The sequence below is a fragment of the Sphingomonas sp. 7/4-4 genome, from assembly GCF_027941955.1.
In the GTDB taxonomy this organism is placed as follows: Bacteria; Pseudomonadota; Alphaproteobacteria; order Sphingomonadales; family Sphingomonadaceae; genus Sphingomonas.
Window position 1 is genome coordinate 4,185,624 of sequence record NZ_CP115960.1, and the last position, 22,409, is coordinate 4,208,032.

Genomic DNA, 22,409 nt, shown 5'->3' on the forward strand with positions numbered 1-22,409 from the left:
GCCGAATGCCGGTCGCGGCATCCGCGGACGAAAACAGGCGGAGGACCAGACGCGATAAAGTGCGAAAAGGGCGCGCGAGACTCAATGTCCACGCGCCAAACCTCCGCGAGCAAACGCCCGCAGGACGCGCGCCCCTTAGCTGAACCGGGCCCGAGAGGCAAGCTGCGCAGCCGGGCATTGCGGTGGCGCGCCCGTCATGTCAGGGCCGCGCCCACCCAGAAGAAGAAAGCGCCATGGAATACGTCAACCAGACCTTCGAATCGACCACCGTCTCGCTGGACGGCAACAGCTATACCGGCTGCTCCTTCCGTGATGTCGTCTTCGTCTATGCCGGCGGGCCGCTGGAGATGGAGAATTGCGGGATGGACCGATTCTCGTTCCAGTTCGACGGCGATCTCTCGCGCGGCCTGTTCACATTATACCAATTGTTCGGCACCGAAGGGATGCTCACGATCCTGCGCGGCTTCACGCAGCCGGGCGAGGGCGGCGAAATCACCTTGCCGATCGGCTGAGCTCAATTCGGAGCGGCGCGGGTTCGCGCCTCGACCAGGGCGATCGCGCGCTGGACGGCGGCGTCGATCGCCAGGAAGCTGGTGTCGAGCACCGCGGCGTCCTCGGCCTGCCGCATCGGCGCTTCGGAACGGTGCGAGTCGCGCTCGTCGCGGGCGCGGATGTCGGCCAGTACTCTGTCGAGGCTGGTATTGGCGCCTTGCTTGCGCAACTCGAGGTGGCGCCGCTGCGCGCGGATCGTGGGGGTCGCTTTCACGAACAGCTTCACATCCGCGTCGGGCGCGATCACCGTGCCGATGTCGCGCCCGTCGAGCACTGCGCCGCCGGGTTGCTGCGCGAACCTGCGTTGGCGATCCAGCAGCGCCGCGCGAACCGGCGGATGGGCGGAAACCACCGACGCCACCTTGCCGACCTCGTCGGTGCGCAGCCAGGGATCGTCGAGCAGCGCATCCTCGAAACCGCAGGACGCGACTGCATCGGCTGCCGAAGCCGGATCGAGCCCCACGGAGCACCGTCGCGGCGACGGCGCGATAGAGCAGGCCGGTATCGAGATGCGGCAATTTGTAATGCCGCGCGAGCGCGCGGGCGATGGTGCCCTTGCCCGAGGCTGCAGGTCCGTCGACGGCGATGATCATGCTACGCACTTACTGTCCAAGAGCCTCGAGAGTCTGGAAGAAATCGGGATAGCTGGTCGCGACCGGACCGACATCGTCGATCGTGATCGGCTGGGCCGCGCCCAGCCCGGCGACGGTCATGCTCATCGCGATGCGGTGATCGAGCTTCGAGGCGACCTGTGCATTGCCGGGCAGCGGATCGCCGCCCGAGCCCTGGATCGTCAGTCCGTCCTCATATTCCTCGGTACGCACGCCTGCAGCTTCGAGCGCAGTGCGCATCGTCGCGATCCGGTCCGATTCCTTGACGCGCAGTTCGTGCGCACCGCGTGCGACGGTGCGGCCCTGCGCGAACGAGGCCGCCACGAACAGGATTGGATATTCGTCGATCATGCTCGGCGCGAGTTCGGGCGGCACCTCGATCGCGTTCAGCGGCGCATGGCGAACGCGCAGGTCGGCGACCGCTTCGCCCCCACTTCGCGTGCGTCGATCTCGGTAATGTCGGCGCCCATCAGCTTGAGCGCAGTGATCAGCCCGGTGCGGGTCGGGTTCATGCAGACGTTGCGGATCAGGATCTCGGAGCCCGGCACGATCGATGCCGCCACCATCCAGAAGCCGGCCGAGGAAGGGTCGCCGGGCACCATGATGTGCTGGGGCTTCAATTCGGCTTCGCCGGTGATCGAGATGATCTTGCCGTTCGGGCCATCCTCGACAGTCAGTTCCGCACCGAATCCGCGCAGCATTCGCTCGCTATGGTCGCGTGTCGGCACCGGTTCGATCACCCGGGTGATCCCCGGCGTGTTGAGCCCGGCGAGCAGCACTGCCGACTTCACCTGCGCCGAGGCGACGGGAAGGGTATATTCGATCGGCACCGCGGGATTGATCCCGCGCACCATCAGCGGCAGCCGACCTCCAGGCGACGAGGTGATGTCCGCGCCCATCTTCGACAGCGGCTCGATCACCCGCCCCATCGGACGGCCGGAGAGCGAGGCGTCGCCGGTAAAGGTCGCAGTGATCGCATGGCTGGCGACGAGTCCCATCAGGAGTCGCGTCGAGGTTCCCGAATTGCCCATGTCGAGCGCCGCCTGCGGCTGGAGCAGCCCGCCCACGCCGACGCCGTGGACGCGCCAGACGCCGTCGTCGCCACGTACGATATCAGCGCCCATCGCCCGCATCGCAGCGGCGGTGGCCAGCACGTCCTCGCCCTCGAGCAGCCCTTCGATCCGGCTCTCGCCCACCGCAAGCGCCGAAAACATCAGCGAGCGATGGCTGATCGATTTGTCGCCGGGAACGGTGACGGTGCCGCGCAGTGGACCGCGGGCGGAAACGGCGAGGGGCGAGGCGGGGCGTGCGACATTGCGCGCGGCTTTGACAGCCGCCTTGCGTCATGGCAAGGCGCCCCCACTTTCCGGGTCACACCCGAAATCTCGATATTTTGAAAGGCAAGAGGCAACACATGGTGAAGCCGGAATGGGGCACCAAGCGCGCGTGCCCGAAGTGCGGAACGCGCTTTTACGATCTGACCAAGGACGAACCGGTCACCTGCATCAGCTGCGCCTATTCGTGGGCGCCTGAACCGATTCTCAAGTCGAAGCAGCCGATGCCCTTCGAAGTGGTCAAGGCCAGCCCCGACAAGCCGGCGGCGGTCGACTCCGATCTGGGTGATGAAGATCTGGACATCGCCGAGGACGAAGAGCCGTCCCCCGACGATGACGTCGATCTGGGCGGCGACGACGATCTCGGTGTCGAGACGGCGACCGACGAGGACGATCAGTAAGAAAATCGGTGCGGCAAGGGCGCATGCGAAAAGCGTCCTTGCCAAACCAGCGGAGCCCTTCTAATGGGCCCGTCTTCCTGGGGTTTGGGGCCGTAGCTCAGCTGGGAGAGCGCTGCAATGGCATTGCAGAGGTCAGGGGTTCGATCCCCTCGGCTCCACCATTCCCCCTAAGCAGTTGAAGAGCTGCTAAACTGGCAGAAAACCTAGGGTTTTACAGGCGACTGTTACATTTGTAATAGGCCGCGAAGCCTTGTGTACGTACCTCGCCAAGCGCGGGTCGACCTACTATTTCCGCCGCATTATCCCATCAGAATTGCGCCCTGCGCTGAGTGGCAAAGCGGAGTTCATGCGCGCGCGACGAGGAACGGCTTTGACAATCTGACAGCCGCGCTCTCTACGCTAGGCATGCCCGACGCGCCCGAAAGTTACGTCGATCTCGCCCGATCGCTTGCCGAGTTTCGCGGGATCAGTCTCGAGAGCGATAGCCTGGCGGGAGTTGCAGAGGCTCTTCGCGCTCTCAAGGCGCATGCCGACAGAGTCGAGGCGAGCAATCAAGATTCCGCTCCGGCGGAAAACGCGGCGTGAGTACGCTTGCCTGGATCGCGGCGGAGGTCCGCGGGGGCGGCAAAGCGCAGTCGAGATCGCCTGTTCGGCGCTGGCGGCGATCAGCCGGGATAATGCCTCTCTGGTCGCAGCCACCCGCGTCCTTGCCGTCGAGGCGCTCGACGCGGCGGCGGCGATCGATGCCGCCGTGGCCCGGGGCGAGGATCCCGGTCCCCTGGCCGGAATACCCTTTGGGGTGAAGGACCTGTTCGACGTCGCCGGGCTGGCGACGACTGCGGGCGCGGGCATGCGCCGCGATGCGGCACCCGCGCTTCGCGACGCCGAAGCCGTCCGGCGGCTCAAGCAGGCCGGCGCGGTTCTCGTCGCGACGCTCAACATGGACGAATTCGCTTACGGTTTCGCGACGATCAACGCGGCGTTCGGCACGACGCGCAACCCGCACGACCGGGACCGGATCGCGGGAGGATCGTCCGGCGGATCGGCGGCGGCGGTCGCGGCGGGAATGCTGCCGCTGACGCTGGGATCGGATACCAACGGGTCGATCCGCGTTCCGGCCGGACTTTGCGGAGTCTATGGTCTCAAGCCGACGCATGGCGGCCTGCCGATGGACGGCGTGTTTCCGTTCGTCGACAGCTTCGACGATATCGGTCCGTTCGCGAAGTCGGTTGCCGACCTGCGGCTCGCCTGGCAGGTCCTGGGCGGATCGGCGGAGCAGGCAAATCCGACGCCGCGCGTGGCCAGGCTGGGCGGATGGTTCGCCCGCAATGTCGCGCCCGAGCTTGCCGGGGGCATCGACGCGATCGGCGCCCATCTCGGCGGCGTGCCCATTGTGGAACTGCCCCAGGTCGACACCGCGCGCTCGGCGGCGTTCCTGATGACGGCAGTGGAAGGCGGGACGCGGCACCTGCCCGAACTGCGCCGCCGCGCGAGTGGCTTCGATCCACAGACGCGCGATCGGCTGATCGCGGGTGCGCTGATGCCCGGTTCGGCCTATCGAGCCGCCGAGCGGTTCCGCGCGTGGTTTGGTGCCGAGGCGGAGCGGCTGTTCGAAGCATATGACGTCCTCATTGCTCCCTCGGCGGGCGTCGAGGCGCCGTTGGTCGATGATCCGATGATCGAGGTGGACGGCGCGCGCGTGCCGGCGCGCGCGCATCTGGGCATCTACACCCAGCCGCTGAGCTTCATCGGACTGCCGGTAATCGCCGCGCCGTTGCTGCGCCCCGGCAAGCTTCCGCTCGGCATCCAGCTCATCGGCAAGCCCGGCGCCGAGGGGACTCTGTTTGCCTTTGCCGAGCATCTCGAGGCCGCGGGCCTGACAGGATTTTCGCCGCCGCCATCGTGACGCTTCCGTTACGCGCGCTTCCGGTTATGCTGCACTGCGAAACAACCGGGGGCGCAAATGACCAGCGAAGCAGCCGACGACCGAACGGAGCAGGCGGGCGGCGTGCTCGAACGGCATTTCGGGCTCGCCGCGGCCGGCACGAATCTACGCACCGAGGTGCTTGCCGGCTCCACTACCTTCCTGACCATGGCGTATATCATCCTGGTCAACCCGGCGATCCTGGGCCAGGCGGGAATGCCGATCGCGGCCGTCGCGGCGGCGACGTGCCTGGCTGCGGGTATAGCCAGCATCCTCATGGGGATGTTCGCAAACATGCCGCTGGCGCTGGCTCCAGGCATGGGACTCAACGCTTATTTCAGCTTCACGGTGGTCCAGGCGATGGGCGTGCCCTGGCCGGTGGCGCTGGGCTGCGTGTTCGTCTCGGGCGTGGCCTTTCTGGTGCTGACCGTTGCCGGGATCCGCCAGATGATCATCGCGGCGATTCCGCAATACCTCTTCGCGGCGGTAGCGGGCGGGATCGGGCTGTTCATCGCGTTCATCGGCTTGCGCAATGCCGGGATCGTGGTGTCCAACCCAGCCACGTCGGTCGCGCTCGGGGACCTGCGCGCACCCGGCGCGGTGCTCGCGCTCATCGGGCTGGTGCTGGTCGCCGCGCTTTCGGCATGGCGCGTGAAGGGTGCCATCCTGATCGCCATCCTCGCCACCACCGGCCTGGGCTGGGCGATGGGCATCGTCCAGTTCGCCCCCAGCCTTATGATCTCGGCGCGATCGCGCAGACCGCTTTCCAGCTCGACCTTGGCGGCGTGTTCGGTTTCTCGGGGCACGGGCTTGCGCTGTTCGAGATCCTGTTCGTGTTCCTCTTCGTCGATCTGTTCGACAATATCGGCACCCTGGTCGGCGTCACGCGGCGTGCGGGGCTGATCGACGCTGACGGACGCATCCCACGCCTCAACCGCATCCTCGTCGTCGACTCCTTCGCGACGATGTTCGGCGCGCTGGTGGGGACGAGCACGGTCACCTCCTATGTCGAGAGCGCCGCAGGCGTGCAGGCGGGCGGGCGCACCGGGCTGACCGCGATCGTCACCGGCGTGCTGTTCCTCGTCGCGATGCTGGCCGCACCCTATGCCCAACTGATCCCCCTGGCCGCGACGGCCCCGGCGTTGGTGCTGGTCGGCGGGTTGATGATGGCGCCGCTCGCCGATGTGCCGTGGGACGAGCCCGAAATCGGGCTACCCGCCTTCCTGACGTTGATAATGATCCCGCTGACCTTCTCGATCGCCAACGGACTGGCGTTCGGGATCACGGCGCACGCGCTGCTCAAGCTGGTCCGCGGCAAGATCTCGAAGAGCGACTGGCTGCTGCTGGTGCTGGCCGCGTTGTTCGTCGGCCGCTTCGCCTGGCTGGCCGGCGGCTAAGGCGTAAGCCAGGCGCGCAGCATCGCGGCGCAATGCTCGAGCCGCTCGGCGCGCCACGCCGGGCTGGTCAGATCCTGGTCGAGCCCGATCGCCAGCGACCAGGCATTGCCGATGTGGAAACGGCTGAGCGCCGCGATCGTGACGTAGAGCTGGAGCGGGTCGATGCCGGGCCGTATCGTGCCCTGCTCGGCGCCGGCGGCGAGCACCGCCTCGATCCGCGTGTGCAGCCCCGCGCCCTCGCCATGGACCTGGCGCGATTGCCGGATGAAGCGTCCCTGAAGGGCGTTCTCGGCGCGGAGCAGGCCGTCCAGATCCGGGTTGCTCTCAAAATAGGCGAAGGTGAAGCGGAGCAGCCGGTCGATGCAACCGAGCGGATCGGCAAGATCGAATTCCAGCGCGGCCTCGCGGTGACGGAGGTCGGCATACGCTGTCTCGATCGCGGCGCGGTACAAGCCCTCCTTGCTCTCGAAATGATGGTAGAGCAGCCGGATGTTGCACTTGGCGGCGGCTGCGATGCGCTCGGTGCGCGCGCCTGCGAAGCCGTGCGCGGCGAAATCGCGCGTCGCCGCCTCGAGCAGTGCCGCGCGGGTGCGGGCCGGATCGCGCTTTGCCGTCTCGCTCGCCATCCCGAACGATGTAGCGCGGCCATGCTCCGACGGTAAGTAAGTAATTACTGAATCCTATGTTGCGCTGCGGAAACGACGTGTTAGGCTGCTCGCCGGAGGTTCGATGCGACACGCCGACGCCAATGCACCGGGGAGCTGTTGATGCTGCACAGCGTCCGGGCGCATCGCGGCATGGTGACGGCGCCGCATCATCTCGCGGCCCAGGCTGGTCTCGGCGTGCTCCAGGACGGCGGCAACGCGATCGAAGCGACCGTGGCGGTCGCGGCCACGCTGGCGGTGGTATATCCCCATATGACCGGGATCGGCGGCGACGGCTTCTGGCTGGTCGCCGAGCCCGATGGGACGACCTGGGCGATCGACGCATGCGGTGCCGCTGCCGCAGCTGCGGACCTGGCGCTCTATGCGGGGCTGGACGCGGTGCCCAATCGCGGACCGCTGGCGGCCAACACCGTGGCGGGTACCGTCTCCGGATGGCAAGCGGCGTTGGCGCGGAGCGGCGGCACGCTGCCGCTTGCCCGGCTGCTGCGCGACGCGATCCACCACGCCGAATGCGGGGTCGCCGTGACCAAAAGCGGCGCGGACATCCTCAGCGCCAAGGGTGCCGAGCTGCGCCACCAGCCGGGGGCATGGGCCGCGACCTATGATGGCTGCGCGGAGGGCGCGCTGCTCCGCCAGCCTGCGCTTGGTGCGACGCTGCGGCGGCTGGCGGAGGAGGGTCTCGACGCCTTCTACCGCGGCAGCCTCGCGGCCGATATCGCGCGGGAGCTTCAGGCGCTCGGCAGTCCCGTAATGCTGTCGGATCTGCAACTTCACGCGGCGGCTATGTCCGATCCCTTGCATGTGCGCGTCGGCGATGTAGCGCTGTTCAACACCGCGCCGCCGACGCAAGGAATAGCCTCGCTGCTGATCCTCGCGCTCGCGCATCGGCTGCCGACGGCGCAGGCGGAAAGCTTCGCGCACGTCCACGGCCTGGTCGAAGCGACCAAGCAGGCCTTCCTGTATCGCGATCGGCATGTCGGCGATCCCGCTTATATGCAGGTCGATCCGCAGGCGCTGCTCGGCGATGCCGCAGCGCTCGACGCGATGGCCGCGCGGATCGACGGCGAACGCGCACTGCCCTGGCCGCATCCGCCGCAGCTCGGCGACACGTGCTGGTTCGGCGCGGCCGATGCCGCGGGGCGCGTGGTCAGCTGCATCCAGTCGACCTATTTCGAGTTCGGGTCGGGGTGGTGCTCCCCGAGACGGGGATCACCTGGCAGAATCGCGGCAGCAGCTTCCGCCTGATTCCCGAGGGCTGGAATGCGCTCAAGCCTGGCCGGAAGCCCTTCCACACGCTCAACCCGGCGCTGGCGCGGTTCGATGACGGGCGCGTGATGGCCTATGGCACGATGGGCGGCGAGGGCCAGCCGCAGACGCAGGCGGCGATCTTCAGCCGCTATGCCTGGCACGGCGTGCCGCTGCAGGAAGCGATCACGCGGCCGCGCTGGCTGCTCGGCCGGACCTGGGGCGAGGAGAGCATGACGCTCAAATTCGAGGATCGGTTCGATGCAGCGCTCTACGCGCAGCTGCGCGAGGCGGGCCACCAGGTCGAGCTTGTCGACGCCTTCACCTCGATGATGGGCCATGCCGGCGCGATCGTCCGCCACGCATCGGGGGCGCTCGAAGGCGCGACCGACCCGCGCAGCGACGGGCAGGTGGCGGCATGGTGAGCGGGGCGCGGGCAGTGTCGCGCTGCGACGAACTCGGTGTCGCCCCGTACAGCGATGCGCCCGACATGCTGTTTCGCGCCTATCTGACCCCCGGCTTCGCCGCTGCTCAGCGCGCGATCGCGGAGTGGATGCACGAGGCGGGGATGCGCACGCGGATCGACGCGGCGTGCAACCTGATAGGCCGCTACGAGGAGCGCGGCCCGACGCGCCGCCGCTGATCCTCGGCAGCCATATCGACAGCGTCCGCGACGCCGGCCGCTACGATGGCCCGCTCGGCGTGATGCTTGCGATCGAAGCGGTCGCGGCGCTGCATGCAGCGGAGCGGCGGCTGCCCTTTCCGATCGAAATCTATGCGTTCGGCGACGAGGAGGGATCGCGCTTCCCCGTCGCGATGCTCACCAGCCGGGCGGTGGCGGGAAGTCTCGATCCGGCGATGCTCGAAAGCGAGGACCGAGCCGGCCTGTCGCTCGACGAGGCCCTCGCCCCGTTCGAGCTCTCGACACTGACCTATGCCGAGGCGCGGCATCCCGGCGCGCTCGCTTATTTCGAGGTGCATATCGAGCAGGGGCCCGCACTCGAGGCGGCAGGCCTGCCCGTCGGGATCGTGACCGGCATTGCCGCGCAACTGCGCTACATCGTCACCGTTACCGGGACCGCCGGGCATGCGGGGACCACCGCGATGGGCCTGCGCCGGGATGCGCTGGCCGCCGCCGCCGAGATGGTGCTCGGGGCCGAGACAGTGGCGCGAGACGATGCATCCGATCTCGTCGCGACGGTTGGCAAGCTCGATGTCGCGCCAGGGGCCTCCAACGTCATTCCCGGGCGGGTGTGCTTCACGCTCGACATCCGCGCGGGGGATCAGGCACGTCGCGATGCTGCCGCAGAGGCGATCCTGGATCGGATCCATGAGATTGCCTCTGCGCGTGGCGTCGACTTTGCGGTTCAGCAGACCAACGACCTCGCCGCCTCGCCTTGCGACAAGCGCCTTTCCGCCTTGCTGGAGCAGTCGGTCGCCGCGCAGGGCATCGCACCGTTTCGCCTGGTCAGCGGCGCGGGGCACGACGCGATGATCATGGCCGCGCTCTGCCCCACGGCGATGCTGTTCGTCCGCTGCAAGGGCGGCGTCAGCCACAACCCCGCCGAGCATGTCGAACCCGAGGACGCCGATGTCGCGCTGCGGGTGATGCTCGGTTTCCTCGATCGCCTGGGAGAGCGACATGACGCCTGACCTTTTCGGCGAGATCGATCCGCCGCACCGGCTGCTGATGGGCCCGGGCCCGGTCAACGCGCATCCGCGCGTGCTGCGCGCGATGAGCGCGGATCTGCTCGGCCAGTTCGACCCCGAGATGACGGGGTATATGGAGCAGGTGATGGCGCTCTATCGCCCCATCTTCGGAACGGAGAATCGCTGGACCTTCCTGGTCGACGGCACCGCGCGCGCAGGGATCGAGGCGGCGCTCGTTTCGCTGCTCGCGCCCGGCGACACGCTGCTGGTGATCGATTTCGGCCGCTTCGGGCTGCTGCTGCGCGAGATCGGCGAGCGGATCGGCGCGAAGATCGAGATGCTCTCGGCGCCCTGGGGCGAGACCGTGCCGATCGACCAGATCGCCGCGGCGATCGAGCGCGTCGGGCCCAAGGTCGTCGCCTGCGTCCATGGCGATACCTCGACCACGATGGCGCAACCGCTCGACGGGCTGGGCGCGCTGTGCCGCGCGGCCGGGGCGTATTCCTATGTCGATGCCACCGCGACGATCGGCGGCATGGCGATCCGAGCCGACGAATGGGGGATCGACGTGGTTACCGGCGGGCTGCAGAAATGCCTGGGTGGGCCCTCGGGCTCGGCGCCGATCACGATCTCCGACCGCGCAGCCGAATACATCCTGTCACGCCGCCACATCGAAAAGGGCATTGCGCGCGCCGATCTCGCCAACGGCTCCGGCGCGCGGATCGGCTCGAACTATTTCGATCTGGCGATGGTCATGGACTATTGGTCCGACAAGCGGCTCAATCACCATACCGAAGCGACGACGATGCTCTACGGCGCGCGCGAATGCGCCCGCGTGGCGCTGGGCGAGGGACTCGAGGCGCGCTTCGCCCGCCACGCCGCGGCGGGCCGCGCGGTGACCGCGGGGGCGCGGGCGCTGGGGCTGCAGGTCTATGGCGACGATCGTTTCCGGATGACCAACGTCACCGGCATCCTGATCCCCGAAGGGATCGACGGCGAGGCGGTGCGCCGCCGGATGCGCGAGGATTTCGAGATCGAGATCGGCACGGCCTTCGGCCCGCTCGCCGGCACGATGTGGCGGATCGGCGCGATGGGATACAATGCGATGAAGCACAAGGTGGCGATCACGCTGAGCGCGCTCGAGGCGGTGCTGCGCGCCGAGGGCTTCACGGCGCCGGCGGGGGCGGGGGTCGACGCGGCGCTGGAGGCCTGGGCGGCATGACGCGCGACCTCATCGGCTACGGTGCGACGCCGCCCGATCCGCAGTGGCCCGGAGGCGCGCGTGTGGCGGTGAACTTCGTGATCAATTACGAAGAAGGGGCGGAGAACAGCGTGGTCAACGGGGACGCGGGAAGCGAGGCGTTCCTGTCGGACATGGTGGGGGCGGCGAGCCACCCGGCGCGGGCGATGGCGATGGAAAGCCTGTACGAATACGGCTCGCGCGCCGGCTTCTGGCGGCTGCACCGGTTGTTCGCCGACCGCGGCGTTCCGGTCACGGTGTTCGGCGTCGCAGCGGCGATGGCGGCGAACCCGGCAGCGGTGGACGCGATGCTGGCGACCGAGTGGGAAGTCGCCAGTCACGGCTATCGCTGGATCGACTATCAGAACGTCCCCGAGGCAGTGGAACGCGAGCATATCGCCCGCGCGATCGAGATCCACCGGCGGCTCACCGGTGAGCGTCCGCTGGGCTGGTACCAGGGCCGCACCTCGCCCAACACCGGCCGGCTGGTCGCGGAGGAAGGCGGGTTCGTCTACGATGCCGACAGCTATGCCGACGACCTGCCTTATTATGCAGGCGGCCAGCTGATCGTGCCCTACAGCCTCGACGCCAACGACATGAAGATGGTCGCGCTCAACGGCTTCACCGAGGGAACGCAGTTCTTCCGCTACCTGGTCGATACCTTCGAGCAGCTGCGCGAGGAGGGCGGGCGGATGATGTCGATCGGCCTGCACGGCCGCATCGCCGGCCGACCCGGGCGAACGATCGCCGTCGCCCGATTCCTCGACCATGTGCTCCAGAGCGGCGATGCGTGGATCGCGCGCCGCATCGACATCGCGCGCCACTGGATGAAGGTCCACCCGCAATGATCATCGACGATCCGCAGGCGCTCGCCGAGGTGACCGCCGCGTTCCACGAATATGAGCGCGCGCTGATGGCCGACGACGTCGCGGCGATGGACCGGCTGTTCCACGACGCGCCTACCACGGTGCGCTATGGTGTCGGCGAAACACTCTACGGGATCGAAGAGATCCGCGCGTTCCGCAAGGGCCGCGGCGGATCGCCGCAGCGCCGCCTCGGCCGAGTCGCGATCACGACGTACGGGTCCGACCTCGCCAGCGCCAACGCCGAATTCTTCCGCGAAGGGACCGAGCGGCGCGGACGCCAGAGCCAGATTTGGGTCCGGTTCGCCGATGGCTGGAAGGTGGTGGCCGCCCACGTCTCGCTGGAAGGAAGCACCTCGTGACCGGGAGCGCCGAGCGTGCAGCCTTCATCGCGCGGCACGGCGCATTGTTCGAGCACAGCCTTTGGGTGGTGGCGCGCGCTGCCGAACGGCTGCCCTTGCCCGATCTCCATGCCGGGCTGATGCAGGTCGTCCGCGACGCGACGCACGACGAGCAACTCGCATTGATCCGCGCGCACCCCGAACTCGCCGGCAAGGCCGCGGTCGACGGCAGCCTCACCGAGGCTTCCGCCGCCGAGCAGGCGAGCGTGGGCCTCGACCGGCTGACCCGGGACGAGTTCGATCGCTTCCACGCGCTCAATCGCGCTTATGTCGACCGGTTCGGCTTTCCCTTCATCCTCTGCGTCCGGCTGACCGACAAAGCGGGGATCCTCGCCGCGATGGAACGCCGGCTGGGCAATGATCGCGACACCGAGATCGCCACCGCGATCGAACAGATCGGCGAGATCGTCCGGTTCCGGCTGGAGCTGGCGCCATGAGCCTCGCGCAGCTCGAAGCGCGCGTCGCGCACGACCTCGCCTGCCTCAACTTCGGCGAGCCCGACTGGCTGGTGCCGCGCAGCCACGCCGAGGGGCACGTCCATGACGTCGTCATCATCGGCGGCGGGCAATCGGGACTCGGCGCGGCGTTCGGACTGCTGCGCGAGCGCATCTCGAACCTGCTGATCCTCGACGAGAACCCCGCCGGCTTTGAGGGGCCGTGGGACACTTATGCGCGGATGGCGACCTTGCGCACCCCAAGCATCTCGGCGCGATCGAGCAGGGCGTCGCGTCGCTCAGCTTCCGCGCCTGGTGGGAGGCGCAGCACGGCGCCGGGGGCTGGGAGGCGCTGGGCAAGATCCCGCGGCGCGAATGGATGGCGTATCTGCGCTGGTACCGCGGCGTGCTGCGGCTGCCGGTGCGCAACGACGCGCGCGTGGCGCTGATCGAGCCGGTCGACGGCATCCACAAGCTCCATCTGGCCGGCGGGGAGACGCTGCTGGCGCGCAAGGTGGTCCTCGCCACCGGAATCCAGGGCGGCGGGCATTGGCATACCCCGCCGATGATCGAGGAAGCGCTCGCCCCGCACCGTTACGCGCATACCGCAGACGCGATCGACTATGCCGCGCTGGCGGGCAAGCGCATCGCGATTCTCGGCGGCGGCGCCTCGGCATTCGACAACGCGCAGGCAGCGCTGTCCGCCGGGGTAGAGGTCGCGCACGTCTTCATGCGCCGCAAGCGGATGCCGCGGATCAACCCGATCCGCTTCATGGAGCGGGCCGGGATCATCCCGCGCTATCCGGTGCTCGACGATGCGGCGAAGTACCAACTGATGGCGGCGTTCTTCCGCCACAACCAGCCGCCGACCATCGACATGTTCGAGGCGGCGGCAGCCTTTCCAGGGTTCGAGCTGCATCTCGGCAGTCCGTGGCTGGCGGTCGAGGAGACCGGCGACTCGGTGCGGGTCAGCACGCCGCACGGGCGCCATGACTACGACTTCCTCGTGCTCTCGACTGGGCTCGTCACCGATCCTGCGCTGCGCCCGGAACTGGCGCTGGTCCAGGATCGCATCGCTCGCTGGGGCGATCGCTACCCTGCACCCGAGCCCAACCCGCTGCTCGATGCGCACCCTTATCTCGGCCCGGGTTTCGAGCTTCTCGCGCGCGATCCCGACGACGTGCTTCTCCACGGGCTGTTCGCGTTCAATTATTCGGCGCTGATCAGCCTGGGGCTTTCGGCATCGGCGATCTCGGGGCTCAAGCACGCGCTGCCTAGGCTGGTGAGCGGCGTCGCCGACCAGCTCTTCCGCGATGACGAAGCCGCGATCCTCGCCGACTTCCACGCCTTCGCCGAACCCGAATTCACTGTCGAATGGCCCCGCGCATGACCAGCCTCAGCACCCATGTTCTCGACACCACGCATGGCCGCCCCGCCGCAGGCATCGCCGTTCGATTGCTCCAGGGCGACACGCCGCTGTTCGAGGGCGTAACCGATGCCGATGGCCGCTGCCCGGCGCTGCGCGACCTTACGGTCACGCCGGGCGCCTACCGCCTCGAATTCGCCGTGGCCGATTATTTCCGCGCCGCGGGCCTGACCCTGACCGAGCCGCCTTTCCTCGATCGCATCGGCCTCGATTTCGGCATCGCCGACAGCGGGCATTATCACGTGCCGCTGCTCGTTTCGCCGTTCGGCTATTCCACCTATCGGGGCAGCTGAGATGGACGATTCCATCCGCTTCCTGCTCGACGGTGAAGTGATCGAGATCGCCGCGCCCGATCCCACGGGCACGCTGCTCGACTTGCTGCGCTATCGGCTCCGCCGTACCGGCACCAAGGAAGGCTGCGCCGAGGGCGATTGCGGCGCCTGCACCGTCGCGCTGGGGACCCTGGACGGAGAGATGGTGCGGTGGCGCGCGGTCAACGCCTGCATCCTGTTCCTGCCGATGCTCGACGGCAAGGCGCTGATGACCGTCGAGAGCCTGTCCAGAGGCGGCGCGCTCCATCCGGTCCAGCAGGCGCTTGTCGACGGCCATGGATCGCAATGCGGCTTTTGCACGCCCGGCTTCGTGATGTCGCTCTACGCGCGCAGCATCGCCGCGGAGGGGACCGAAGACCTGCCGGTGGGCGACGTGCTCGCGGGCAATCTGTGCCGCTGCACCGGCTATGGTCCCATCCTCGCGGCGGGCGAGGCGAACCCACCCGTTGCCTCGGTGGCGGACCCGGCGATGGTGGCGACGCTCAAGGGCCTCCAGCGCAGCAAAGCGCTGTCGCTGCCCGGCATCTTCGTGCCGCGTACCGCCGACGAGCTTTCGGTCTTCGTCGCGGCCAATCCGCAGGCACGGATCGTCGCGGGCGCGACCGATATCGGACTCTGGGTAACCAAGCAGTTGCGGGAGATCGACAGCCTCGTCTTCATAAGCGACGTCGCCGATCTCAAGGTGATCGAGGAGACGCCCGAGGGTCTCACGCTCGGCGCCAATGTCCGCTACAGCGAGGCGCGCGGGGCCCTGGTGCGGCTCCACCCCGAGCTCGGCGAACTGATCCGCCGGATCGGCGGGCTCCAGGTGCGCAACGCCGGGACGATCGGCGGCAACATCGCCAACGGCTCGCCGATCGGCGACATGCCACCCGCGCTGATCGCGCTCGGTGCGACGCTGACGCTGCGCCGCGGCGACACGCGCCGCACCCTGCCGCTCGAGGACTTCTTCCTAGCCTATGGCAACCAGGACCGTGCACCGGGCGAATGGGTGGAGCGCATCCATATTCCGCGACCGGCGCCCGACACGCTCGTTCGGATCGTCAAGCTGTCGAAGCGTTTCGACAGCGACATCTCCAGCCTGTGCGCGGCATTCGTGCTGCCGATCGTCGATGGCGTGATCGGCGATGCGCGCATCGCGTTCGGCGGGATGGCGGGCATTCCCTCCCGTGCGCCTGCCTGCGAGGCGGCGCTGCGCGGCAGGCGCTGGACCCCCGAGACGCTCGATGCCGCGGCGGAGGCGCTGCGTGCGGATTTCACGCCGCTCGACGATTTGCGCGGATCGTCCGAATATCGTCTCGCGGCGGCGGGCAATCTGCTGCGCCGGCTATGGCACGAGCAAGCGGACGCGCCGGACCTGGCGCATGTCTGAGGTCGATCCGATCCGCCCGGGCGCAGTGCACCAGTCGCTGCGCCACGACAGCGCCGACCTGCATGTCGCGGGCACTGCCGCCTATGTCGACGATCTGCCCGAGCCGCCGGGGCTACTCCATTGTGCGTTCGGGCACGCGGACGACGGCCATTCGCGGATCGTCTCGCTCGATCTCGAAGCGGTGCGCGCAACGCCCGGCGTGGTCGCGGTCTACACCGCCGCCGACATCCCAGGCGCGAACGACGTCAGCCCGGTGGCGGGCGATGACCGGCTGCTGGCGGAGGAGGTCGTGCTCTACCCGGGCCAGCCGCTATTCCTCGTCGCCGCGACCAGCACGCGTGCCGCGCGGACGGCCGCGCGGGCGGGAAGGGTGGTCAGCGAGCCGCTTCCCGCGCTCGTCACGATCGCCGATGCCGTCGCGGCCAGGTCGCTGATCGAGGCGAGCCAGGTCATGCGCCGCGGCGATGCCGATGCCGCGCTCGCCGCCGCGCCGCACCGCCTTTCGGGTCGTGTCGAGATGGGCGGGCAGGAGCATTTCTATCTCGAGGGCCAGGCCGCGCTCGCCACGCCCGGCGAGCACGGCCAGATCCACCTGTTGAGCTCGACCCAGCATCCGAGCGAGATCCAGCATCTCGTCGCCAAGATGCTCGGGCGCAGCCATGCCGAGGTGACGGTCGAGGTCCGCCGGATGGGCGGGGCCTTCGGCGGCAAGGAAACCCAGGCCGCCGCCTTTGCCGCCGCCGCCGCGCTCGTCGCGAGCAAGACGGGCCGCCCCGCCAAGTTCCGCGCCGATCGCGACGACGACATGGTCGCCACCGGCAAGCGCCATGAATTCGTGATCGACTATGACGTGGGCTTCGACGACGCGGGCCGGATCGAAGGCATTCGCCTCGAGCTCGCCTCACGCTGCGGCGCCACTGCCGATCTGTCACCTGCGATCAACGACCGGGCGATGTTCCATTCGGACAATTGCTATTTCCTTCCCGCGGTTGAGATCGTCAGCCACCGGTTGAAGACGCACACGGTGTCGAACACCGCGTTCCGCGGTTTCGGTGGGCCGCAGGGGATGCTGGGAATCGAGCGCGTGATCGATGCGATCGCGACGCATCTCGGGCGCGATCCGCTCGATGTCCGCCGCGCCAATTTCTATGGCCCCGGGCGGGACGTCACTCCCTATCACATGCGGGTCGAGGACAATGTCGCACCCGACCTTGTCGCCGAGCTCGCCGAGCGTGCCGATTATGCGCGGCGCCGCGACGAAATCGCTGCGTTCAATGCCGCGAGCCCGGTGGTCAAGAAGGGGCTGGCGCTGACTCCGGTCAAGTTCGGGATCAGCTTCACCACCACGCACCTCAACCAGGCCGGCGCGCTGGTGCTGGTCTATGCCGACGGTTCGATCCATCTCAATCATGGCGGCACCGAGATGGGGCAGGGTCTCCACACCAAGATCGCCCAGATCGTAGCCGACGTGTTCGCGGTGCCGGTCGAGACAGTGAAGATCGCGGCGACGCGCACCGACAAGGTGCCCAACACATCGGCAACCGCCGCCTCTTCGGGCGCCGACTTGAACGGCATGGCCGCGTACAACGCCGCTGTCACGATCCGCGAGCGGCTGGTCGCGTTCGCCGCAGGCAGGTTCGGTGTGCCGCCCGAGGCGGTGCGCTTCACGCAGGGCGAAATGGTCGCGGGCGCGGAGACGATGCCCTTCGCCACGCTTTGCCGGATGGCGCATCTCGGCCGCATTTCGCTGGCGTCGACCGGCTTCTACGCCACCCCCGACATCCATTACGATCGCGCCACCCACACCGGCCGCCCGTTTCTCTATTTCGCCTATGGCGCGGCGCTGAGCGAAGTCGCGGTCGATACGCTCAGCGGCGAGCATCGCGTGCTCGCGGTCGACATCCTCCACGATGTCGGGCGCTCGCTCAATCCGGCGATCGACCTGGGCCAGATCGAGGGAGGGTTCATCCAGGGCATGGGCTGGCTGACCACCGAGGAGCTGGTCTATGACACGCGCGGCCGGCTGCGCACCCACGCCCCCTCGACCTACAAGATTCCCACCGCCAACGATCGCCCGCGTCGCATGCAGATCGCGATCTGGGAACGCGGGCGCAATGCCGCACCGACGATCCACCGGTCCAAGGCGGTGGGCGAACCCCCGCTCATGCTCGCGATCTCGGTGTTCAGCGCCCTGACCCAGGCGGTCGCTGCCGCGGCGCCCGGCAAGGGGCTGCCCAGCCTCGACGCGCCGGCCACCCCCGAGCGGATCCTCGCGGCGATCGCCGAGTTGCGCGCGCGATGAGCGAGTGGCTGGCGGCCTTGCGCGCGGCGTGGCGGCACGAACCGGTCGCGCTGGTGACGATCCTCGCCACCGAAGGCTCGTCGCCGCGCGGCGCGGGCACGCGGATGGCGGTGACTGCACACGAGGCGGCCGGCACGATCGGCGGCGGCGCGCTCGAACTGCGCGCGACCGAGCAGGCGCGCGCGATCCTCGCCCAGCCGCCGGGCACGTGGCGGGTGCAGGATTGGCCGCTGGGGCCGCTGCTCGGGCAATGCTGCGGCGGGCAGGTGCGGCTGCTGGTCGAGCATTTCGCGGCGCCCGAAGCCGGCGCGTGGGACTGGACCGAGCATGTCGCGCGCGGCGAGCCGGTCGCCGCCTGCTTCGACGGAGAGGCGGCGCCGATCCGGCGGGTTCCGGCGGAAGATGCCGCGGGGATCGCCCCGCCGCTGCCGCCGCGCAGCCCCAAGCCTGGCGCCGGCATGCATTTCCTGGAGCCCGACGAAGGCCGCGCATACCGTCCGCTGCTGATGTTCGGCGCGGGGCATGTCGGCATCGCCATCGCCGAGCGGTTGCCGCGCTTGCCCTTCCGCCTTTCCTGGTTCGATACTCGCGCGGATCGGGGTCTTCCGGGCGTGTCGGTGCAGGAGGAGGACGCGCTGCTTGCTTGTGCGGGCGAGGCAGGGCCCGACGCGGCGGTGCTGATCTTCACGCACGATCATGGGCTCGATTACCGCCTCGCTTCCGCGGCGCTGCGTTCGCAGGCGCGGTTCGTCGGACTGATCGGATCGGCGACCAAGCGCGCACGCTTCCTCTCGCGGTTCGCCGCCGACGGCGTCGATGCCGCGCGGCTGACCTGCCCGATCGGAATCCCGGACCTCGCCGACAAGCACCCTGACGTGATCGCGATCGCGGTGATCGCGCAGTTGCTGCTGCTGGATAGCGATCGATGAAGGCCTTTCGCGGCGAAATCCTCAGCGTGCCCCAGGATCCCGCGACCGCCGGGCCCGAAGCCGTCCGCCATTTCGCCGACGGACTGCTGGTAATCGAGGACGGACTGGTGGTCGCCTGCGGGGCGCATGCCGATCTGGCGGAGCGCTTCGCCGGGGTCCCGATCAAGGCGCTGCCCGGGCTGATCGTCCCGGGCTTCGTCGACGCGCACGTCCATTATCCGCAGACCGAGCGGATCGCCTCGCATGGCGAGCAACTGCTGCAATGGCTCGACCGCCACATCTTCCCCGCCGAACAAGCCTTTGCCGACCGCGCGCATGCCGACGGTATCGCCGCATTCTTCCTGGACGAATTGCTGCGCAACGGCACCACCAGCGCGCTGGTGTTCGCTACCGTCCATGCCGCGTCGGTCGATGCGCTGTTCGAGGCGGCGCTGTCGCGCGACATGCGGATCGTCTCGGGCAAGGTGCTGATGGACTTGGGTCCGCCGGGGCTGGCCGACACGCCCGCGCAGGGACGCGCCGAAACCGAGGCGCTGATCGCGCGGTGGCGCGGGCGCGGGCGGCTGGGGTATGCGGTCACCCCGCGCTTCGCGTTGACCTCGTCCGACGCACAGCTCGCCGGCGCGGGGAAATGCTCGCCGCGCACCCCGACGTGCTGATGCACACGCATCTTTCCGAGAATCTCGGCGAGATCGCCGCGGTGGGCGAGCGCTTCACCGAGGCGTGCGACTATCTCGACGTCTATGACCGTTTCGGGCTGGTCGGGCCGCGATCGGTGTTCGCCCACTGTGTCCATATGGACGATCGTTCGCTCGGCCGCATGGCGGAGGCCGGGGCGGGGATCGCCTTCTGCCCGACGAGCAACCTGTTCCTCGGCTCGGGGCTGTTCGACCTGACCGCCGCCGATCGCCACCGAGTGAAGATCGGGATCGGCACCGATGTGGGGGCGGGCACGAGTTTCAGCGTGCTCCACACGTTGGGCGAGGCGTACAAGGTGTGCCAGATGCGCGGCTGCAGCCTGGATCCGTTCCGCGCGCTTTACTTCGCCACCGCGGGAGGCGCTGCGGTACTGGGGATCGCCGATCGCGTCGGCGGGCTGCTGCCGGGCCAGGAGGCCGATTTCGTCGTACTCGATTGCGCCGCGACACCCCTACTCGCGCGCCGCACCGCAGGGGCAGACCTCCACGACCGGCTGTTCGCGCTCCAGATCCTCGGCGACGACCGCGCAGTCGCCGCGACCTGGCTGCGCGGCCGGCGCGCGCACGCGAGGAGCTGACCGATGCTGCGCCGTTTCCTCGCCGTCTTCGAGCCGTTCATCCTGATGCTGCTCGGCACCGTGTTGCTGGCGTCGTTCCTGCCGCCGCGCGGAGCGGGGTGCAGGCGTTCGGCGTCGCCGCCGACGCCGGGATCGTGCTGCTCTTCTTCCTGCACGGCGCCAAGCTGTCGCGCGAGGCGATTTTCGAGGGATTGCGCAACTGGAAGCTGCACCTCGCGGTGTTCGCGGCGACCTACGCGCTCTTCCCGCTGCTTGGGCTCGCGATAACCGCGCTGCCGATCCTCGACGCGTCGATGGCAGCGGGGCTGCTGTTCCTCACGCTGCTGCCGTCGACGGTGCAGTCCTCGATCGCGTTCACTTCGATCGCGCGCGGCAACGTCGCCGCGGCGGTGTGCAGCGCTTCGTTCTCCAACCTGATCGGGATCGTGCTCACCCCCGCGCTGGTCGCGCTGCTGATGCATTCGGCTAGCGGCGGGCCGCAGGCGGGCGTGTCGCTCGCCTCGATCGAGGCGATCCTGCTGCAGCTGCTCCTGCCCTTCGTCGTCGGACATCTCCTGCGCCCGGTGATCGGCGGCTGGGTGTCGCGCCACAAGAAGCTGGTGACGCTGGTCGACCGCGGATCGATCCTGCTGGTGGTCTATACCGCGTTCGGCGCGGCGGTGGTCGAGGGGCTGTGGCGTCGTGTCTCGGCACCTGATCTGATCGTGCTGCTGCTGGTCTGCACTGTGCTGCTGGCGATCGTGCTCGCCGCGACCTGGGGCGCCGGCAAAGCGCTCAGGCTGTCGCGCGCCGACATGATCGTGCTGTTGTTCTGCGGCTCGAAGAAGAGCCTAGCTTCCGGCGTGCCGATGGCCGGCGTGCTCTTCCCCGCCGCGCAGGTCGGGCTCATCATCCTGCCGGTGATGCTGTTCCACCAGATCCAGCTGATCGCCTGCGCGGTTATCGCGCGCCGGCTGGGTGAAACGCCCGAGGCCTAGCGGGGCATCTCCACCGCGCCGATAAAGGCCACCACCACCTTCGCGGTGTTGTCCGAAGCGATGCGGTAAAAGGCCGGCGCCTGGTTCTCGCCCGGATCACCGCCGGCGAGATCGGACAGCGCGCGAAAGGCAATGTACGGCACCTTATTGGCATAGGCCACCTGGCCGACCGCGGCGGTCTCCATGTCGGTCACTTGCGCCTGGAAGGTCTGAAACGCGTATTGGCGGAACTCGGCATTGTCCATGAACACGGGACCCGAGATGCCGTTGCCGCCCACCACCACCTTGGGAGTCGCGCGGAAGCACAGGGTGCCCGAACATCTGCTCAGCGCCACCTGCGGCGCGAGCTTGCGCGCCGTTGCGAGCAGGCCGGGATCGACCTCGAACCAGAAGCGGCGATCCTTTCCCGTCTCGTCGCCGGTGCGGCGGACGCGCACGCCATTGGGATAGATCATCCCGAAATTGGCGAAGTTCTCGCCCGTCGCGCGCTGGATCGGCGGCGCGAAGCCGGTACCGTCGGCACGCGCGAAGGCCGATTCGAGATACTGACCCCAGCGATCGGGCACCACGACGTCGCCCACGTCGAGCGCCGGATCGAGCCCGCCGGCGACGCCCGAGAAGACGATGCTGCGGATCGTGAATCGGTCGAGCGCGAGCTGGGTCGTCATCGCCGCATTGACCATCGATACGCCGCTCAGGAATAGCAGCACCGGCCGCCCCTTCATCGTGCCGCCGACGAACCTGACGCCGTTCACGATCCACTCGCGGCGATCCTGCACGTCGCGGTTGAGTGCGATCCACTCGGGCTCGAACGCGGAGATTATCGCGATGCGCGGCTGGCTATCGAGCTTGCCGGAGGTTTCGCCGGCATGTGCCGCGAACGGCATGGCCAGCAACGCCAGCACGAACAAAACAAACCGCATCGACACCCCCGATTGTGCACCGCAACAAGTGCAAATTGCGCCAATGTTCTGCCGTGCGTCCAGCGCAAAATTACTTTCTCACCTTCCGAAATGCTGCGCGTGCGTAAAGCCGCTTGCAGCGCAGCAACAATGTGTTAGCCTTTCCGGCCAGCTTC

At 68.4% G+C, this 22,409-nt stretch carries 16 protein-coding genes, 1 tRNA gene and 7 pseudogenes; 20 read left to right on the forward strand and 4 right to left on the reverse strand.

Annotated features, from left to right (window positions below; genetic code table 11):
• The first annotated feature begins 233 nt into the window (after nucleotides 1-233).
• Nucleotides 234-512: a hypothetical protein gene (locus PIB19_RS21520; RefSeq protein WP_271238967.1), complete on the forward strand. Its 279-nt coding sequence runs from the start codon at nucleotides 234-236 to the stop codon at nucleotides 510-512.
• A gap of 2 nt (nucleotides 513-514) precedes the next feature.
• On the opposite strand, the pseudogene PIB19_RS21525 reads toward PIB19_RS21520, so the two are convergent.
• Together PIB19_RS21525 and aroA are read right to left on the reverse strand one after the other, a co-directional pair.
• Nucleotides 515-1,145 (reverse strand): annotated as a pseudogene (locus tag PIB19_RS21525) ((d)CMP kinase).
• Nucleotides 1,146-1,154: 9 nt separating this feature from the next.
• Nucleotides 1,155-2,431: pseudogene (gene aroA / locus PIB19_RS21530) on the reverse strand (3-phosphoshikimate 1-carboxyvinyltransferase).
• Nucleotides 2,432-2,577: 146 nt separating this feature from the next.
• Between aroA and PIB19_RS21535 the strand changes: the two are divergent.
• The 5 genes and pseudogenes from PIB19_RS21535 (at nucleotide 2,578) to PIB19_RS21550 (ending at nucleotide 6,219) form a co-directional block, all read left to right on the forward strand.
• Nucleotides 2,578-2,898 carry a TIGR02300 family protein gene (locus PIB19_RS21535; protein ID WP_271238968.1) on the forward strand — a complete coding sequence of 107 codons (321 nt, stop codon included), beginning with the start codon at nucleotides 2,578-2,580 and terminating at the stop codon, nucleotides 2,896-2,898.
• Nucleotides 2,899-2,984: 86 nt separating this feature from the next.
• Nucleotides 2,985-3,059 (forward strand) — tRNA-Ala (locus PIB19_RS21540).
• 89 nt (nucleotides 3,060-3,148) lie between these two features.
• Complete coding sequence (locus PIB19_RS23870) at nucleotides 3,149-3,280, forward strand: DUF6538 domain-containing protein (RefSeq protein WP_443018660.1); 132 nt, start codon at nucleotides 3,149-3,151, stop codon at nucleotides 3,278-3,280.
• A gap of 144 nt (nucleotides 3,281-3,424) precedes the next feature.
• Nucleotides 3,425-4,804: an AtzE family amidohydrolase gene (locus tag PIB19_RS21545; RefSeq protein WP_271238969.1), complete on the forward strand. Its 1,380-nt coding sequence runs from the start codon at nucleotides 3,425-3,427 to the stop codon at nucleotides 4,802-4,804.
• A gap of 57 nt (nucleotides 4,805-4,861) precedes the next feature.
• Nucleotides 4,862-6,219, forward strand: a pseudogene (locus tag PIB19_RS21550) (NCS2 family permease).
• Here PIB19_RS21550 and PIB19_RS21555 read toward each other — a convergent pair.
• Nucleotides 6,216-6,845 (reverse strand): TetR/AcrR family transcriptional regulator, encoded by a 630-nt coding sequence (locus tag PIB19_RS21555; RefSeq protein WP_271238970.1) that lies wholly within the window; start codon nucleotides 6,843-6,845, stop codon nucleotides 6,216-6,218. The pseudogene PIB19_RS21550 and the gene PIB19_RS21555 sit on opposite strands and share 4 nt — an antisense overlap.
• 141 nt (nucleotides 6,846-6,986) lie before the next feature.
• Here PIB19_RS21555 and PIB19_RS21560 point away from each other — a divergent pair.
• The 14 genes and pseudogenes from PIB19_RS21560 (at nucleotide 6,987) to PIB19_RS21620 (ending at nucleotide 21,331) form a co-directional block, all read left to right on the forward strand.
• Nucleotides 6,987-8,554 (forward strand): annotated as a pseudogene (locus tag PIB19_RS21560) (gamma-glutamyltransferase family protein).
• Nucleotides 8,551-8,772, forward strand: a complete 222-nt coding sequence (locus PIB19_RS23345; RefSeq protein ID WP_336297218.1) for a hypothetical protein — start codon at nucleotides 8,551-8,553, stop codon at nucleotides 8,770-8,772. Before PIB19_RS21560 ends, PIB19_RS23345 begins: the two are co-directional and overlap by 4 nt.
• Nucleotides 8,721-9,782, forward strand: a complete 1,062-nt coding sequence (locus PIB19_RS21565) for an allantoate amidohydrolase (protein WP_336297219.1) — start codon at nucleotides 8,721-8,723, stop codon at nucleotides 9,780-9,782. Before PIB19_RS23345 ends, PIB19_RS21565 begins: the two co-directional genes overlap by 52 nt.
• A complete protein-coding gene (locus PIB19_RS21570) occupies nucleotides 9,772-11,001 on the forward strand; it encodes a pyridoxal-phosphate-dependent aminotransferase family protein (RefSeq protein ID WP_271238971.1) in 1,230 nt (409 codons plus the stop codon). Before PIB19_RS21565 ends, PIB19_RS21570 begins: the two co-directional genes overlap by 11 nt.
• A complete protein-coding gene (puuE, locus tag PIB19_RS21575) occupies nucleotides 10,998-11,867 on the forward strand; it encodes an allantoinase PuuE (protein ID WP_271238972.1) in 870 nt (289 codons plus the stop codon). The genes PIB19_RS21570 and puuE overlap by 4 nt, the downstream gene beginning before the upstream one ends.
• Entirely contained in the window at nucleotides 11,864-12,244 is a 381-nt protein-coding gene (gene hpxZ / locus PIB19_RS21580; protein WP_271238973.1) for an oxalurate catabolism protein HpxZ, read from the forward strand. The genes puuE and hpxZ overlap by 4 nt, the downstream gene beginning before the upstream one ends.
• On the forward strand, nucleotides 12,241-12,720 hold the full coding sequence (gene uraD, locus PIB19_RS21585; protein ID WP_271238974.1) for a 2-oxo-4-hydroxy-4-carboxy-5-ureidoimidazoline decarboxylase: 480 nt from the start codon (nucleotides 12,241-12,243) through the stop codon (nucleotides 12,718-12,720). The genes hpxZ and uraD overlap by 4 nt, the downstream gene beginning before the upstream one ends.
• Nucleotides 12,717-14,107 (forward strand): annotated as a pseudogene (locus PIB19_RS21590) (FAD-dependent oxidoreductase). The gene uraD and the pseudogene PIB19_RS21590 overlap by 4 nt, the downstream one beginning before the upstream one ends.
• Entirely contained in the window at nucleotides 14,104-14,436 is a 333-nt protein-coding gene (gene uraH, locus PIB19_RS21595) for a hydroxyisourate hydrolase (RefSeq protein ID WP_271238975.1), read from the forward strand. The pseudogene PIB19_RS21590 and the gene uraH overlap by 4 nt, the downstream one beginning before the upstream one ends.
• A 1-nt stretch (nucleotide 14,437) precedes the next feature.
• Complete coding sequence (gene xdhA, locus PIB19_RS21600; protein WP_271238976.1) at nucleotides 14,438-15,847, forward strand: xanthine dehydrogenase small subunit; 1,410 nt, start codon at nucleotides 14,438-14,440, stop codon at nucleotides 15,845-15,847.
• The gene (gene xdhB / locus PIB19_RS21605; RefSeq protein WP_271238977.1) at nucleotides 15,840-18,149 is read left to right on the forward strand and encodes a xanthine dehydrogenase molybdopterin binding subunit; all 2,310 of its coding nucleotides are present in this window, start codon (nucleotides 15,840-15,842) and stop codon (nucleotides 18,147-18,149) included. Before xdhA ends, xdhB begins: the two co-directional genes overlap by 8 nt.
• Entirely contained in the window at nucleotides 18,146-19,078 is a 933-nt protein-coding gene (gene xdhC / locus PIB19_RS21610; RefSeq protein WP_271238978.1) for a xanthine dehydrogenase accessory protein XdhC, read from the forward strand. Before xdhB ends, xdhC begins: the two co-directional genes overlap by 4 nt.
• Nucleotides 19,075-20,354: pseudogene (gene guaD, locus PIB19_RS21615) on the forward strand (guanine deaminase). The gene xdhC and the pseudogene guaD overlap by 4 nt, the downstream one beginning before the upstream one ends.
• Before the next feature lie 3 nt (nucleotides 20,355-20,357).
• A pseudogene (locus PIB19_RS21620) lies at nucleotides 20,358-21,331 on the forward strand (bile acid:sodium symporter family protein).
• On the opposite strand, the gene PIB19_RS21625 reads toward PIB19_RS21620, so the two are convergent.
• Nucleotides 21,328-22,254 (reverse strand): 5'-methylthioadenosine/S-adenosylhomocysteine nucleosidase, encoded by a 927-nt coding sequence (locus tag PIB19_RS21625; protein WP_271238979.1) that lies wholly within the window; start codon nucleotides 22,252-22,254, stop codon nucleotides 21,328-21,330. The pseudogene PIB19_RS21620 and the gene PIB19_RS21625 sit on opposite strands and share 4 nt — an antisense overlap.
• Between the last annotated feature and the right edge of the window lie 155 nt (nucleotides 22,255-22,409).

Coding starts and splice junctions, on each gene's coding strand:
- PIB19_RS21625 (WP_271238979.1), bottom strand. CDS start 22,254: ATGCGGTTTGTTTTGTTCGTGCTGGCGTTGCTGGCCATGCCGTTCGCG.
- xdhA (WP_271238976.1), top strand. CDS start 14,438: ATGGACGATTCCATCCGCTTCCTGCTCGACGGTGAAGTGATCGAGATC.
- PIB19_RS21520 (WP_271238967.1), top strand. CDS start 234: ATGGAATACGTCAACCAGACCTTCGAATCGACCACCGTCTCGCTGGAC.
- puuE (WP_271238972.1), top strand. CDS start 10,998: ATGACGCGCGACCTCATCGGCTACGGTGCGACGCCGCCCGATCCGCAG.
- PIB19_RS21535 (WP_271238968.1), top strand. CDS start 2,578: ATGGTGAAGCCGGAATGGGGCACCAAGCGCGCGTGCCCGAAGTGCGGA.
- uraH (WP_271238975.1), top strand. CDS start 14,104: ATGACCAGCCTCAGCACCCATGTTCTCGACACCACGCATGGCCGCCCC.
- PIB19_RS21555 (WP_271238970.1), bottom strand. CDS start 6,845: ATGGCGAGCGAGACGGCAAAGCGCGATCCGGCCCGCACCCGCGCGGCA.
- hpxZ (WP_271238973.1), top strand. CDS start 11,864: ATGATCATCGACGATCCGCAGGCGCTCGCCGAGGTGACCGCCGCGTTC.
- xdhC (WP_271238978.1), top strand. CDS start 18,146: ATGAGCGAGTGGCTGGCGGCCTTGCGCGCGGCGTGGCGGCACGAACCG.
- xdhB (WP_271238977.1), top strand. CDS start 15,840: ATGTCTGAGGTCGATCCGATCCGCCCGGGCGCAGTGCACCAGTCGCTG.
- PIB19_RS21545 (WP_271238969.1), top strand. CDS start 3,425: ATGCCGACAGAGTCGAGGCGAGCAATCAAGATTCCGCTCCGGCGGAAA.
- PIB19_RS21570 (WP_271238971.1), top strand. CDS start 9,772: ATGACGCCTGACCTTTTCGGCGAGATCGATCCGCCGCACCGGCTGCTG.